This is a genomic window from Gordonia sp. NPDC062954 (assembly GCF_044543825.1).
GTDB lineage: Bacteria > Actinomycetota > Actinomycetes > Mycobacteriales > Mycobacteriaceae > Gordonia > Gordonia tangerina.
In genome coordinates, this window is sequence record NZ_JBITWL010000005.1 from 170,981 (window position 1) to 186,154 (window position 15,174).

At 66.6% G+C, this 15,174-nt stretch carries 12 protein-coding genes; 6 read left to right on the forward strand and 6 right to left on the reverse strand.

Going from position 1 to position 15,174, the window contains the following annotated elements:
- Positions 1–86: 86 nt before the first annotated feature.
- From ACIGKQ_RS07590 to ACIGKQ_RS07615, 6 genes are all read right to left on the reverse strand, one after another.
- The gene (locus ACIGKQ_RS07590) at positions 87–1,235 is read right to left on the reverse strand and encodes a substrate-binding domain-containing protein (protein ID WP_235725109.1); all 1,149 of its coding nucleotides are present in this window, start codon (positions 1,233–1,235) and stop codon (positions 87–89) included.
- Between the two features lie 154 nt (positions 1,236–1,389).
- Positions 1,390–2,202, reverse strand: coding sequence for an ATP-binding cassette domain-containing protein (locus tag ACIGKQ_RS07595; RefSeq protein WP_235725110.1), 813 nt, complete (start codon positions 2,200–2,202; stop codon positions 1,390–1,392).
- A 7-nt stretch (positions 2,203–2,209) separates the two neighbouring features.
- Positions 2,210–3,268 (reverse strand): ABC transporter permease, encoded by a 1,059-nt coding sequence (locus tag ACIGKQ_RS07600; protein ID WP_235725111.1) that lies wholly within the window; start codon positions 3,266–3,268, stop codon positions 2,210–2,212.
- 22 nt (positions 3,269–3,290) lie between these two features.
- Positions 3,291–4,316, reverse strand: a complete 1,026-nt coding sequence (locus ACIGKQ_RS07605; protein WP_235725112.1) for a substrate-binding domain-containing protein — start codon at positions 4,314–4,316, stop codon at positions 3,291–3,293.
- A 161-nt stretch (positions 4,317–4,477) separates the two neighbouring features.
- On the reverse strand, positions 4,478–5,938 hold the full coding sequence (locus ACIGKQ_RS07610) for an MFS transporter (protein WP_372475230.1): 1,461 nt from the start codon (positions 5,936–5,938) through the stop codon (positions 4,478–4,480).
- Positions 5,911–7,140 carry a Gfo/Idh/MocA family protein gene (locus ACIGKQ_RS07615; protein ID WP_268900452.1) on the reverse strand — a complete coding sequence of 410 codons (1,230 nt, stop codon included), beginning with the start codon at positions 7,138–7,140 and terminating at the stop codon, positions 5,911–5,913. The genes ACIGKQ_RS07610 and ACIGKQ_RS07615 overlap by 28 nt, the downstream gene beginning before the upstream one ends.
- A 201-nt stretch (positions 7,141–7,341) precedes the next feature.
- Here ACIGKQ_RS07615 and iolC point away from each other — a divergent pair, with 201 nt between their 5' ends.
- The 6 genes from iolC to ACIGKQ_RS07645 all read left to right on the forward strand — a co-directional run bounded on the left by iolC (position 7,342) and on the right by ACIGKQ_RS07645 (position 15,118).
- The gene (gene iolC / locus ACIGKQ_RS07620; RefSeq protein WP_396573003.1) at positions 7,342–8,334 is read left to right on the forward strand and encodes a 5-dehydro-2-deoxygluconokinase; all 993 of its coding nucleotides are present in this window, start codon (positions 7,342–7,344) and stop codon (positions 8,332–8,334) included.
- Positions 8,327–9,268, forward strand: a complete 942-nt coding sequence (locus ACIGKQ_RS07625) for an aldolase (RefSeq protein WP_266062256.1) — start codon at positions 8,327–8,329, stop codon at positions 9,266–9,268. The genes iolC and ACIGKQ_RS07625 overlap by 8 nt, the downstream gene beginning before the upstream one ends.
- 12 nt (positions 9,269–9,280) lie before the next feature.
- Positions 9,281–10,156 (forward strand): 5-deoxy-glucuronate isomerase, encoded by an 876-nt coding sequence (gene iolB / locus ACIGKQ_RS07630; RefSeq protein ID WP_396573005.1) that lies wholly within the window; start codon positions 9,281–9,283, stop codon positions 10,154–10,156.
- 204 nt (positions 10,157–10,360) lie between these two features.
- A complete protein-coding gene (gene iolD, locus ACIGKQ_RS07635; RefSeq protein WP_396573007.1) occupies positions 10,361–12,382 on the forward strand; it encodes a 3D-(3,5/4)-trihydroxycyclohexane-1,2-dione acylhydrolase (decyclizing) in 2,022 nt (673 codons plus the stop codon).
- Positions 12,379–13,440: a Gfo/Idh/MocA family protein gene (locus ACIGKQ_RS07640; protein WP_266061570.1), complete on the forward strand. Its 1,062-nt coding sequence runs from the start codon at positions 12,379–12,381 to the stop codon at positions 13,438–13,440. Before iolD ends, ACIGKQ_RS07640 begins: the two co-directional genes overlap by 4 nt.
- Before the next feature lie 184 nt (positions 13,441–13,624).
- Positions 13,625–15,118, forward strand: coding sequence for a CoA-acylating methylmalonate-semialdehyde dehydrogenase (locus ACIGKQ_RS07645; protein WP_396573010.1), 1,494 nt, complete (start codon positions 13,625–13,627; stop codon positions 15,116–15,118).
- Positions 15,119–15,174: the final 56 nt, after the last annotated feature.

The following is a 15,174-nucleotide window of genomic DNA, read 5'->3' on the forward strand; positions in this document are numbered from 1 at the left end:
GTAGACGTCATAGAGTTCTTCCCCCGGGTATCGTTTCGTCCCCCTCCTGCTTGTGGGGGACGAAATGATCTCTGGGGGAAGAACTCTTAGCTGGCGTCGCGCGTGCGTACCACCTTGCCCGCCTCGCGGGCCTTGTGCGCCCAGGTGTCGCGGGCGTCGGGCGGCAGTGCGATGAAGATCGCGTCGATCTCCGGGTCATCGATGAGGTCTTCGTAGATGCCGTAGCTGACCATGATGCCGAGCCGATCGGCGATCTCCCAGGCCACCGCCGTCGACGAACTCGCCACCACTTCGATGGGTCCGGTCAGCACGCCGGGTGTGCCGAGTTCGTGCACCAGATGATCGTCGCATTCGTCGGCGAGCAGTCCCCAGCGGAGCAGGTCCGGCTGCGATGAGCCCGACAGCGCGTCGTCGGGCGGGGCGGTCGTCGCGCGGACCATCAGTTCAGGCTCGAGCGACCGGGCGCCGTAGAACCCGCACCCACCTGTGTCCGGGCGGTCCGGAGAATCCCCGACCAGCGACTTGACCGCGTCCACCGCCGCCGCGGCGAGGCCGGGTACGTTCTGGCGGATGGTGGTGAGATTGAGATGTCCGAGTACCGCGTGCGGCCCATCGTCGTAACCGACGACCGACATGTCGTCGGGCACCCGGATGCCACTGTGCCGCATGACGTCGATGAACCCGATCGCCATCCGGTCGTTGGCCAGGAAGACCGCAGTCGGCAGATCGCCCTCGGCGAGGAGCCGTTCGGCGGCCAACGCACCCGCTTCCTCGGTGTAATCACCCACCAGGGTTCGGCATTCGTCGCGGTAGCCGGCCGCCGCCATCGCCCCGAGATAGCCACGCAAGCGCTCTGACGCACACGGGTGATCGCCACCTTCGACATGCGCGATCGAGGTGTGCCCGAGGTCGATGAGATGCTGCACCGCCAACTGCGCACCGCGCCACTCGTCGGTTCCCACCGTGACCGCCCTCAGGTGGGGAAGTCGTTCGCCGAGCACCACGATCGGGACCTTCACGTCGAACCGGTCGTCGTATTCCGCACCGATCACGATCACGGCCACACACCCCTGCTCGACGAGATCGGCGACCGCGCGCGGTCGTCCACGCGACGATGTGTGCAGCCCGAGCGCAAGTTGATATCCGGCCGCGTCGGCGGATGCGTACAGGCGGTCGACCAGATCCGCCTCGAACGGGCTCGTCGCCCCGAACACCACCCCGATCAGCCGCGACATCGCGTACCTCTTTCTGTTGTCACACAACGTGTGTCACACAACCTGTGTCGCACGACTCGCGTCACGACCTCGCGCCCCGCACCGGAACACTAGCCCACCACGAGACCCGCCCGGCCAAGAATCGGCCGAGCGGGCCTCGGGCGGATTCATCGGCTCAGCGCCGCAGCTCGTGGCTCAACGTGTCGAGCTCGTCTCCGCCGGCCATCTGCTGGGTCAACTCCTCGAGCGTGATCTCGTCGTAGGTGCAGTCCAGCTTCTGGCGCCCACGATTGAGCAGGACGAAGTGGTCGCCCACCATGTGCGCATGATGCGGGTTGTGTGTGATGAACACGACGCCGAAACCCTGATCCCGGGCGGCCGAGATGTAGCGCAGCACGGTGCCCGACTGCTTGACACCCAGCGCGGCGGTCGGCTCGTCGAGGATCAGCACCCGAGCTCCGAAGTAGATGGCCCGCGAAATGGCCACACACTGACGCTGACCACCCGAGAGCGAGCCGATGGGCGCATCCACGTCGGGGAGGTCGATGCCCATCTTGTACAGCTCTTCCTTGGTCGTCGCCCGCATCGACTGGATGTCGAGCATCCGGAAGGGCCCCTTGCGGAGCTCTTGACCCAGGAAGAAGTTGCGCCACACCGGCATCAACCCGACCACCGCGAGATCCTGGTAGACGGTCGCGATGCCCTTGCCGAGCGCGTGCTTCGGCGATTCGAGATGGGTTTGGGCACCGTCGATGAGCAGGTCGCCTTCGGTCTGCTGATGCAGCCCGGCCATGATCTTGATCAGGGTGGATTTACCTGCACCGTTGTCGCCGAGCACGCAGGTGACCTCGCCGGCGTGCACGCGCAGGTTGATGCCTTTGAGCGCGATGATCGCGCCGTAGGATTTGCCGACGTCCCGGAGCTCGATCAGCGGTACCTTACCGCCGCTGGAGTCCGACTCGGAACGGGTTTCAATGGCTGAGCTCATTGTGCGATCACCTCTTGGCCGCGTAGTTGCGGAAACTGTTGTTGGCGATCACCGCGAACAGCAGCATCGCACCCATGAAGAATTTGAACCAGTCGGGGTTCCATCCGGCATACACGATGCCCTGGTTGACCATGCCGAAGATGAAGGCGCCGATGGCCGCACCGATCGCGGTGCCGTACCCACCGGTGAGCAGGCAGCCACCCACGACGGCGGCGATGATGTAGAAGAACTCGTTACCCACGCCCTGACCGGACTGCACCGTGTCGAAAGCGAACAGCAGGTGCATGCCGACGAACCAGGCACAGAAGCCGACGAACATGAACATGCCGATCTTGACTCGGGTGACCGGCACACCGACGGCCCGCGCCGAGTCCTGGTTGCCGCCGACCGCGAAGACCCAGTTACCCACGCGGGTGCGCATCAGCACCCAGGTCGCGACGAGGGTGAACAGAATCCACCACACCACAGTCATCCGCACCGACACCCCGAAGAGCGTGAACGACGAGGCGAACACCTTGTGCGCGGAGTCGAATCCCTGCATGTCGGAGATCGACGGGGTGGCCACCTGGCCGGTCACCAGCTTGGTGACCGCCAGGTTGATACCGGTGAGCATCAGGAACGTCGACAGTGTGATCAGGAACGAGGGGATCCTCGTCTTCATGACCAGAAAGCCGTTGAAGAAGCCGACGGCCAACGCCAGGATCAGCGCGAGGAACGCTCCGAGCCACACATTGAGATGCAGGTTGTAGGCGAGCATCGATGCGGCCAGCGACGAGAACGTCACCGCGACACCGGTGGAGAGGTCGAACTCGCCACCGATCATCAACACCGCGACCCCGCAGGCCATGATGCCGATCGTCGAACTCGCGTACAGCACTGTCGCGAGTGCCTCCGGCGTTCGGAACGGCGGCGCCACGATGAGGAAGAAGATGAAGATGGCAATCGCACCGAACAGCGCGCCGATCTCCGGCCGCAGCAGCAGCCGCTGCAGGGGCTTCTGGCGTTTCACCCGTTCGTCGGTGATGGGTTTGTGCGTGGACAGGTCGAGATCTGCTTGAGTACTCATGGTTTCCCTCCAGCGGCCCGCGTCAGCGGGTGCCGTTCTCGGCGTATTCGGCCACGGCGTCGATGTTCGACTCGTCGATGAAGGCCGGTCCGGTCAGCACGGCCTCGCCGCCGCCGATGGTGTTCGCATTGGTGAGGTTGAGCCAGAGAGCGTCGACGGCCTCATAGCCCTGCACGTACGGCTGCTGATCCACCGCCCACTTGACCTCACCGTTCTGGATCAGCGGAACCAGAGCGGCGTTGGTGTCGAAGGTGACGATCTCGGCCTGTGAGCCGGCGTTGCCCTTGGATTGCACCGCGGTCTGCGCAATGGGCGCGCCCAGGGTCACCACGGTGTCGATGGACGGATCCTGCTGCAGCTTCGCCGTCATCGTGGCCTCCACCGACGGCATGTCCTTGCTGTTCACGTTGAGGATCTCGAAGCCACCTCCGGTGAAGCCCTGACGCACACCGGCGCAGCGGGATTCGAGTGCGACCTGCCCCTGCTCCTGGATCACGCAGAGCACCTTCTTGCGACCCTCCTGGGTCAGACGTTCGCCGGCAGTGCGGCCGGCGAGGGTCTCGTCTTGGCCGAAGTACTGCTGCACGCCCATTTCCTTCCAGTTGTCGAAACCGGAATTGAAGGCGACGACCGGGATGCCGGCGTCGATCGCGCGTTGCACGGCCGGAGCCATCGCGTCGGGCTTGGCCAGGGTCAGCGCGATCCCGTCGACCTTGCTGTCGATGGCGGTCTGCACCAGGTTGGCCTGATTGGGCGCCTCCGGGTCCGACGAGTACTGCAAATTGACGTTGTCCTTCTGGGCGGCCATCTCGGCGCCCTTGCGGATCAGGTCCCAGAACGAGTCACCCGGCACCTCGTGGGTGATCATCGCGATCGTCAACTCCGGGGTGCCCGCGTTGCCGGTCCCGCCACCGTCGCCGCCGTCATCGTCAGGGGCACCACCCGTGCTGGAACAGCCGGCGACGATCAGCATCGCGGATGCGCATGCGGCGGCGATCGCGACGAGCCGACGCGGCCGCCGGATCCGACGACGTTCAGTGGAGTGCATCGTTGTCTCTTCCCTTCGATCCGAGAGTGTCATCGGCGCCCTGTCCGTGGGTTCCCGGATCGGGAACCTGCCGGGATGTGCTGTTCGGGCGAACACTCTTGTGGACTAGATGTAATACCCGTCACACCGACGATGTCAAGACTTTGTCCAGACATTCGGATCTAAGCGGTGGTAGGAACCGTCCGCAATGCTCGCTCACCGGCCGCCGTGGGCAGGCGCGCGGCCCCAACCACACAGACCGCCATCAGCAACCCGAGCAGCACGAAGGCCACCGAGTAGGCGCCGGCGGGCAGCATATCGAGACCTGCGAACACCGAGATCGCCACGGCGGCAAGCGCAACCCCGAACGCGGCGCCGAGTTCCTGCACCGCGGCGTGCACCGCGTTCGCATCGCTGAGCTCCGAGGGCCCGACGTCGGCGAACGCCAGGGTGTTGTACGCGGAGAAGCCGATCGAGCGGAGCACCCCGGAGATCACCAAGACCGTGCCGATCACCACCGCCGACGTGGTTGCGCTGAGCAATGCGAGAGCCCCGAAGGACACCACCGACGCCGTCAGGTCCGCCACCAGCACCCGTCGGATGCCCCAGCGCCGCATCAGTGGTGTGGTCAGCGGCTTGATGGCGACGTTGCCGACGAACAGCGCGGTCACCATCGCGCCCGCGGCCACCGCCGACCAGCCGAAGCGCAGCTGGAACAGCAACGGCAACAAGAACGGCACCGCGCTGATCCCGATGCGGTACACCGTGCCGAACCCCACCACCGCGGCGAAGGAACGCACCTGCAGCACGTCGAGATTCAGCAACGGATGCGGGGCCGACCGCATCCGCCGCAGCGCCACCACGCCCAGGACCGACCCCGCGAGTACGCCGATGGCGACCACCCACCAGCGCGGATCGTCAGCAGTCAGTTCCTGCGCCGCGAACATCGCCGCGCCGACCGCCGCGGTGGTGCACAGCACCCCGAGCACATCGAGTCGGCGTCGTGCCGTGTCCGAGTCCGCGGGCCGACACCAGCAAAACGCGGCAATGATGCCGACCAGACCGATCGGCAGGTTGATCGCGAAGATGACCCGCCATGATGCATGCGTGACGATCGCACCGCCGATCAATGGTGCCACCACCGGCGCCACCAGGGCCGGCCACGTCAGGTAGGCGATCGCCCGCACCAGCTCACCGCGCGGCACCGTGCGTAGGACCGCCAGCCGACCGACCGGCACCATCATCGCGCCGCCGGCCGCCTGCAGCACCCGCATCGCCACCAGGGCCGTGAGATCCGGGGCCAGCGCAGCGCCCGCCGACGCGAGGGTGAACACCGCGACCGCGACCAGGAACACGCGGCGCACACCGAACCGATCGGCAACCCACCCCGACAGCGGGATCAGCACCGCGAGGGTGATCAGGTAGGAGGTCGCGATCACCGTGGCATCGAGCGGACGCACTCCGAGATCGGCGGCGATGGCCGGCAGCGCGGTCGCGACGATGGTGGCGTCGAGGATCTCCATGAACATCGCCCCGGCCCCGAGCAAGGCGAGCGCATACGGGAAGTCCGCAGACACCCGGGCGGTGCCCGCCCGCCCGAGGAGACGCCGCACGCTCACCTCATCGACGCGGGAGCGACCCAGGTGCCCTCACGCACCGATGTGGTCATCGCATCGAGCACCTCCGCCGCGCGCACCGCATCGTCGATGGTGGCGCCGGCGCGCGTGGGATCGGCGATCGATCCACAGAAGCGGGCCGCCTCGATCACCTTCAGGTCGTCGTAGCTCATCGGATTGGCCGCGCCGGGCTGAAACGCCACGTAGTCGCCGCTACCGGGACCAACGAATCGCGTGGCCACCGACAGATCCTGATAGGTGTCGCCGGCACCGACCTCCAGTTCACCCATCCGCCGGTAGTCCCACCGCACGACCCCCTTGGTGCCGTGGATCTCGAACCCGTAGGAGTTCTGCGCACCGACGGACACCCGGCTGGCCTCGAGCACACATCGGGCACCGCCGGCCATGCGCAACTGCGCCGAGACATAGTCCTCGTTCTCGACCGGACCGCGCTCACCGCCGGAGGCGAGCTGGTGACCGGCCGTCGCTCCGGTCGGCCTGGGGCGCTCGGCGACAAAGATCGCGGTGTCGGCGACCAGGGACGCGATGTCACCCAACAGGAACCACACCAGATCTGCGCCATGGGATGCGAGGTCGCCGAGCACCCCGTTACCGCCGCGATCGCGCTGAAAGCGCCAACTCAAAGCACCGTCGGGATGTGCGGCATAGTCACTGAACAACCTGAACCGGGCGTGGGTGACCTCACCGATCTCGCCGGCGGCCACCAGCTCACGCGCCGCCGCCACCGCCGGCACGTTGCGGTAGTTGAACCCGACGGCTGTTCGGATCCCGGCCGTCGCGGCCGCCGACGCCACCGCCCGCGCGTCGGCGGCGGACAACCCGACCGGCTTCTCTATCCACAGGTGCTTGCCCGCCGCCGCGACGGCACAGCCGATATCGCGATGCAGGAAGTTGGGAGCGGTCACGCTGACCGCACCGATGGTCGGGTCCGCCACCACTTCACGCCAATCGGCCACCGTGGCCGGCACGTCGAACTGGACGGCGGCCGATGCCGCCCGATCGGTCACCTCGTCGGCGATGACCATCAGCCGCGGCACCGGCGTGAGGTCGGGATAGTGATGGCGGATACGCGCGTACGCCTGAGCGTGCGCCCGACCCATCCACCCGAACCCGATGATCCCGACCGGCAGGACGACGCCCGCCTCGTCGTGCACGTCGTCGCGTGCGGCCGCACCGGTAGCGGCACTGGCGGGGGTCTCCACGGTCATCTCATCAGCTCCATTTCGTCTCACCCGGGATTACGGTTCGGGGTCTGTGATCTCTCCCACTTCACTATGCCAGGTAAGAATGTCAGGACAAAGTCTTGACTTTGTGGTGTGGCCTGACGCACAGTGGATGCCAGTGGATACGAGAGCCCCGCTGATGCACCGCCGGGCCCCACCTGTCCAACCACGAGCAGGGAGCAGTACGTGACCGCACAACAGCCCTCCGACTCGGCCCAGGCGCCGACGTTCGACGTTGTCGCCATCGGCCGCAGCGGCGTCGACATCTATCCGCAGCAGATCGGCGTGGGCCTCGAGGAGGTGAGCAGCTTCGGCAAGTTCCTCGGTGGCAGCGCCGCCAACGTCAGTGTGGCCGCCGCCCGCCTCGGACACAGCAGCGCGCTGATCTCCGGAGTCGGCGACGACCCGTTCGGCCGATTCGTCCGCGCCGAACTCGCACGTCTGGGCGTCGACAACCGCTTCGTCGGCGTCGACGACGAGTACGCCACGCCGGTCACCTTCTGCGAGATCTTCCCCCCGGACGACTTTCCGCTCTACTTCTACCGCAAACCGACCGCCCCGGACCTGCAGATCGAGGTCGCCGACATCGACACCGTGGCCGTGCACGATGCCCGGTTGTATTGGTCGACGGTCACCGGCCTGTCCGAGGAACCATCGCGCAGCGCGCATTTCGCGGCGTGGGAGGCTCGCGGGCGGCAGTCGCTGACCGTACTCGACCTCGACTACCGGCCGATGTTCTGGTCCTCGCCGGCATCGGCCACCGAGCAGGTACGCCGAGCCCTGTCGCACGTCACAGTGGCAGTCGGCAACCGCGAGGAATGTGAGGTCGCCGTCGGCGAGACCGATCCGCATGCGGCCGCCGACGCGCTGCTCGACCTGGGTGTCGAACTGGCCATTGTCAAACAAGGGCCCAAGGGTGTACTCGGCAAGACCCGCTCGGAGAGCATCGAGGTGGCACCGATTCCCGTCGACGTCGTCAACGGACTCGGCGCGGGCGACAGCTTCGGCGGCAGCCTCTGCCACGGCCTGCTCCAGGGGTGGCCACTGGAGAAGATCCTCCGTCACGCCAACGCCGCCGGGTCCATCGTCGCCGGCCGACTCGAGTGTTCGACCGCCATGCCCACCGCCGACGAGGTGGCCGCACTCGCCACAAACGCACAGGAGAAACTCAATGTCTGAGCTCGCCACCCAGGCGGACTTTCCCGCAACCACTTTGGACACAGCTGCGTTGGTCTCCCCGCTGTGCTCCACCTACGCCGAGGTCACCGCGATCCGGGCCACCCGACCGCAGGCGATCGCCGAGGCGTGGGCGCAGCGGCGCCCACGCCCGACGGTCACCGGTGACGACCGGTTGATGATCGTCGCCGCCGATCACCCGGCCCGCGGGGCGCTGTCGGTCGGGTCGAACCCGACAGCGATGAACAGCCGATCCGACCTGCTCGACCGGCTGCGGACCGCGTTGGCCAACCCGGGTGTCGACGGCGTCCTGGCCACCTCGGACATCCTCGAGGACCTGCTGCTGTTGGGCGCACTGGATAACAAGGTGGTGTTCAGTTCGATGAACCGCGGCGGGTTGGCCGGGGCGTCGTTCGAACTCGACGACCGGATGACCGCCGCCACCGCCAAGTGGACCATCGACGCGGGCCTCAACGGCGCGAAGATGCTCTGTCGGGTCGACCTCGGTGATCCGGGGACGCTCAACATGATGACCGCGTGTGCAGCAGCCGTCGACGAGCTCGCCGCCGGCGAATCGATCGCGATGCTCGAGCCGTTCCTGTCGTCTCGGATCGACGGCAGGGTTCGCAACGACCTGACCGCCGACGCGGTGATCAAGTCGATGCACATCATCCAGGGACTCGGGTCCACCTCGGCCTACACCTGGCTCAAGCTGCCGGTGGTCGACGAGATGGAACGCGTCATGGACGCCACCACGCTGCCGACCCTGCTGCTCGGCGGCGACCCGCAGACGGCGCCGGACGAAACCTTCGCGAGTTGGGAACGCGCACTGCGCATCCCATCGGTTCGCGGACTGATCGTGGGACGCACCCTGCTGTACCCGGCCGACGACGACGTGGCCACCGCGGTCGACACCGCAGTCAACCTGGTGAGCTGAGAGGAGACTCGCGTGAACTCGAAGTACTACATCCCGGCCGGCACCGGCACTGTGCCGCTGACCGTCGACATCACACCGGAGTCGGCCGGCTGGACCGAGTCGTCGTTGTTCGTGGTCGAGCTTGGTGCCGGTGAGTCGATCACACGGCGAACCGGCGATGACGAGATCATCGTCGTACCGCTCGCCGGGTCGGCGAGCGTGTCCTCGGGCGGCGTCACCTTCGACCTCGCGGGGCGCGCGAGCGTGTTCGACGGGCCCAGCGACTTCGCCTACGTGGGACGCGACTCCGAGTTCACCGTGACCAGTGCAGCAGGCGGACGGTTCGCGCTGTGCGGCGCACGGGCGAAGGCCCGTCTGCCGTTCCGTTACGTACCGGCCGCCGACGTTCCCATCGAGTTGCGCGGAGCCGGCAACTGCAGCCGTCAGGTACACAACTTCGGCACCGCCGGCGTCTTCGAGGCCGACTCGATCATCGCGTGCGAGGTCATCACACCGGGCGGGAACTGGTCGAGTTATCCCGCGCACAAACACGACGAGAACTCCGAGAACGAATCACAACTCGAGGAGATCTACTATTTCGAGATCGATCAGGGCGCCGACGGCTCACCGGGATTCGGCTATCACCGGGTCTACGGCACGCCCGAACGTCCGATCGAGGTGCTCGAGGAGGTCCGCAGCGGCGATGTCGTCCTGGTGCCGCACGGCTACCACGGGCCGTCGATCGCGGCACCGGGCTACCACATGTACTACCTCAACGTGATGGCCGGGCCCGGCGACGAGCGCGCCTGGAAGATCTGTGACGACCCGGCCCACACGTGGCTGCGCGGCAGCTGGGAACAACAGGACGTCGATCCCCGACTACCCCTGCACGAGAAGCGGACACGCTGATGGATCTCGATACGCCACTCGCACGCTCGCGGCTACTCGATCAGCAGAACGGCACACCACTCGCGATCCTCACGACGCTGATCGAGTAGTCCGAGGCGCTAGCCGAGGGCGTATCGAGATCCGTGGATCGAGTAGTCCGAGGCGCTAGCCGAGGGCGTATCGAGATCACCACCCCAACCACCCACCGACCAGAAAGAAGCCATCGTGGCACCGATCAACTCCGGACGCGCCGGCGGCGTCACCGGCCTCCGCACCCCCCACGGTGAATCGACCGTCCGCCTCACCGTCGCCCAGGCGACCGTGCGATTCCTCGCCAACCAGTACGCCGAGCGCGACGGCGAGCGGAGCAAGTTCTTCGCCGGATGCTTCGGCATCTTCGGTCACGGCAATGTCGCCGGTCTCGGCCAGGCGTTGCTGCAGAACGAGATCGACGACGTGAACAGTGGTCGGGAGCTGTCCCTGAAGTATGTCCTCGGACGCAACGAGCAGGCGATGGTGCACTCCGCCGTCGGCTATGCCCGCATGAAGGACCGGCTGCAGGCGTGGGCGGTGACCGCATCCGTCGGTCCCGGAGCGACCAACATGCTGACCGGCGCGGCGCTGGCCACCATCAACCGGTTGCCGGTTCTGCTCTTGCCGGCCGACACCTTCGCCACCCGCGCCACCTCCCCGGTGCTGCAGGAACTCGAACTGCCCTCATCGGGTGACGTCACCGTCAACGACGCGTTCAAACCGGTCTCGCGCTACTTCGACCGGGTGTGGCGGCCCGAACAGTTGCCGGGTGCCCTGCTCGGCGCGATGCGCGTGCTCACCGATCCGGTGGAGACCGGCGCCGCCACCGTCGCGATCCCCCAGGACGTCCAGGCCGAGGCCTTCGACTTCCCGGAATCCCTGTTCGCCGAACGCACCTGGCACGTCGCCCGCCCGCTCCCGGAGCGCCACGTGATCGCCGAGGCCGCCGAGATCATCGCCTCGGCACAGCGTCCGCTCATCGTTGCCGGCGGTGGTGTCATCTACAGCCACGCCACCGACGCCTTGGCCCGCTTGTGTGAACGGACCGGCATTCCGGTGGGGCAGAGTCAGGCGGGCAAGGGCTCGCTGCCCTATGATCACCCACAGTCCGTCGGCGCCATCGGCTCGACCGGTACCACCGCTGCCAACGCGCTGGCCGCCGACGCCGATGTGGTGATCGGTATCGGCACCCGCTACAGCGATTTCACCACCGCATCGCGCACCGCGTTCACCGGCGACGGTGTGCGTTTCGTGAACATCAATGTGGCGTCCCTGGATTCGGTAAAGCACAGCGGCTACAGCGTGGTCGCCGATGCACGCGAATCCATCGAGGCCCTCGACGAGTTGCTCTCCGAGTACGCAGTCGACCCCACCTACCGGGAGCGGGTCACCGCACTCGCGCAGGAGTGGGACGACATCGTCGAGCAGGCCTACTCCCCGACCTCGGTCGGCACCAACGTCGCCACCGGCGACGAGGCGCTGACCCAGGGTGCGGTCATCGGGCTGGTGAACGAAACCTCCGATCCACGCGATGTCGTCGTCTGCGCGGCGGGCTCCATGCCCGGTGACCTGCACAAGCTCTGGCGAACCCGCGACGCGAAGGGTTACCACGTCGAATACGGCTACTCCTGCATGGGATACGAGGTGGCCGGCGGCCTCGGCGTCAAGATGGCCTGCCCCGACCGCGACGTGTTCGTCATGGTCGGCGACGGCTCTTACCTGATGATGGCCACCGAACTCGTCACGGCGGTCCAGGAGAATCTGAAGGTGATCGTGGTGCTGGTGCAGAACCACGGGTTCGCCTCGATCGGCTCCCTCTCGGAGTCGCTGGGTTCGCAACGGTTCGGCACCAACTACCGCTACCGCGGCGACAACGGGCGACTCGAGGGCGCGACCCTGCCAGTGGACCTCGCCGCCAACGCCGCCTCGCTCGGTGCCGATGTCATCCGGGCCACCACGGCCGCGGAGTTCACCGACGCCATCAAGGCCGCCAAGGCCGCCGAGCGCACCACCGTCATCCATGTGGAGACCGACCCGCTGATCGGCGCCCCGGACAGCCAATCCTGGTGGGACGTACCCGTGTCGGAGACCTCCACACTCGAGTCCACCCAGCAGGCCTACGACGTGTATGCGCAGTGGAAGGCCGTGCAGCGGCCATACCTGAACCCGACCGACCCGAACTCGACCGACCTGACCACGGGAGGAAATCAATGACCACCGACCTGCGCATCGCCGTCCTCGGCGTCGGCATGATGGGTGCCGACCACGTCGCCCGCATCACCGAGCGCACCAAGGGCGCCACCGTCACGGTGCTCAACGACTACCTTCCGGAAAAGGCCGAGGAACTGGCCGCCACCATCCCGGGCTGCCGAGCGATCAACGATCCGCTCGACGCCATCGCCGATCCGGACGTCGACGCGGTCATCCTCGCCACCCCCGGCCCGACCCACGAGAAGCAGCTGCTCGCCTGTCTCGAGGCCGGCAAGCCGGTGATGTGCGAGAAGCCGCTCACCACCGATGTCGCCACGTCCTTGGAGATCGTGAAGCGCGAAGCCGAGTTGGGCCGCAAGCTCATCCAGGTCGGTTTCATGCGCCGCTTCGATCACGAGTACGAACAGCTCAAGGGACTCATCGACGACGGCACCTTCGGGCAGCCGCTGCTCGCGCACTTCGTGCACCGCAATCCCGCGGTGCCGCCGAACTTCGACAGCGCGATGATCGTCAAGGACTCCCTCGTGCATGAGGTCGACGCGACACGGTTCTTCTTCGACGAGGAGATCACCTCGGTGCAGATCATCGCACCCGGTTCGAATCCGAACGCTCCCGAAGGCCTCAAGGATCCGCAGATCGCCATCTTCACCACCGAATCCGGCCGGCATGTCGACGTCGAGTGCTTCGTGACCACCGGTGTCGCCTATGAGGTACGCACCGAGTTGGTGGGCGAGCTGGGCTCGGCATTCATCGGCCTCGACCAAGGTCTGATCCGCAAACAGCGCAACCCCGTTCAATCCGACACGGGCGACGGCCGCAAGATCGCGGGGATCTCGACCGGGGACATCACGCCGTCATTCGTCGAGCGATTCGGCGTCGCCTACGACGTCGAGATCCAGCGCTGGGTCAACGCGGTCCGCCGTGGCGACAACGTCGATGGCCCGGGCGCATGGGACGGGTACGCCGCCGCCGCGGTGTGCGCGGCCGGGGTCAAGGCACTCGAGACCGGGCAGCCCCAAACCGTCGAGATGGTTTCGCGCGCATCCATTCCCGGCGCCTAGGCGCAGTCGATCCACCCGTCCGAATCCTGCCGACACGCACCGAGCCGACACCAATCCGCTGGTCGAGTAGTTCCGAGCCGCTAGGCGAGGAGCGTATCGAGACCGAACCCGGCGACGTCTCGATACGCCCTCACTCTGTTCGCGGCTACTCGACCGGCGCACACATCCATCCAGGAGAATCACCATGACCACCACCATCACCCACTGGGTCAACAACAAGGCCTACCCTGGCACGTCGAGCAACACGGCGCCGGTGACCAATCCCGCGACCGGCGCTGTCACCGGCGAAGTCGCGCTGGCCAACGTCGAGGACGCCCGCGCAGTCATCGACGCCGCCACCGCTGCCTTCCCGGCCTGGCGTGACACCAGCCTGGCCAAGCGCACGGCCATCCTGTTCCGCTTCCGCGAACTGCTCGAGGCCCGCAAACCCGAACTGGCCGCGATCATCACCGCCGAACACGGCAAGGTCCTCTCCGACGCGCTCGGCGAGATCAGCCGCGGCCAGGAAGTCGCCGAGTTCGCCTGCGGTATACCGCATCTGCTCAAGGGCGGCTACACCGAGAACGCCTCGACCAAGGTCGACGTGCACTCGGTGCGCCAACCGCTGGGGCCTGTCGGCATCATCAGTCCGTTCAACTTCCCGGCGATGGTGCCGATGTGGTTCTTCCCGGTGGCCATCGCCGCCGGCAACACCGTGGTGCTCAAACCGTCGGAGAAGGACCCCACTGCCGCGATCTGGCTCGCCGAACTCTGGAAAGAGGCCGGTCTACCCGACGGCGTGTTCAACGTCTTGCAGGGCGACAAGACCGCGGTCGACGAACTGCTCACCAACAAGGCGATCAAGTCGATCAGCTTTGTCGGGTCCACCCCGATCGCCGAGTACGTCTACTCCACCGGCACCGCGGCCGGCAAGCGCGTGCAGGCTCTCGGCGGAGCCAAGAACCACGCCATCATCCTGCCCGACGCCGACCTCGACCTCGCGGCCGACGCCATGGTCAATGCCGGTTTCGGCTCCGCCGGTGAACGCTGCATGGCGATCTCGGTGGCCGTGGCCGTCGGCGACGTCGCCGATGACCTCGTCGACAAGATCGCCGAACGTGCCAAGACCATCAAGACCGGCGACGGCACCCGCAACTCCGACATGGGCCCGCTGGTCACGAAGGTTCACCGGGACAAGGTCGCCTCCTATGTCGACGCCGGCGAACAAGCCGGCGCCACCGTCGTCCTTGACGGCCGCACCGTAGATCCCGACGGTGCAGCCGACGGCTTCTGGTTGGGGCCGACCCTATTCGACAACGTCACCCCCGACATGAGCATCTACACCGACGAGATCTTCGGACCTGTTCTGTCGGTGGTGCGCGTCGACTCCTACGACGAGGCGTTGGAGTTGATCAACTCCAACCCGTACGGCAATGGCACCGCCATCTTCACCAACGATGGTGGCGCTGCCCGACGCTTCCAGAACGAGGTCGAGGTCGGCATGGTCGGCATCAACGTGCCCATCCCGGTCCCGATGGCCTACTACAGCTTCGGCGGGTGGAAGGCGTCGCTCTTCGGCGACACCCACGCCCACGGCACCGAAGGCGTCCACTTCTTCACCCGAGCCAAGGCCATCACCACCCGTTGGCTCGACCCGAGTCACGGCGGACTGAATCTCGGCTTCCCCCAGAATGCCTGAGGCACAGTACGACTGATACGGCCCGCAGCCGACGTTGCCGTGTGACTCACCCCCTC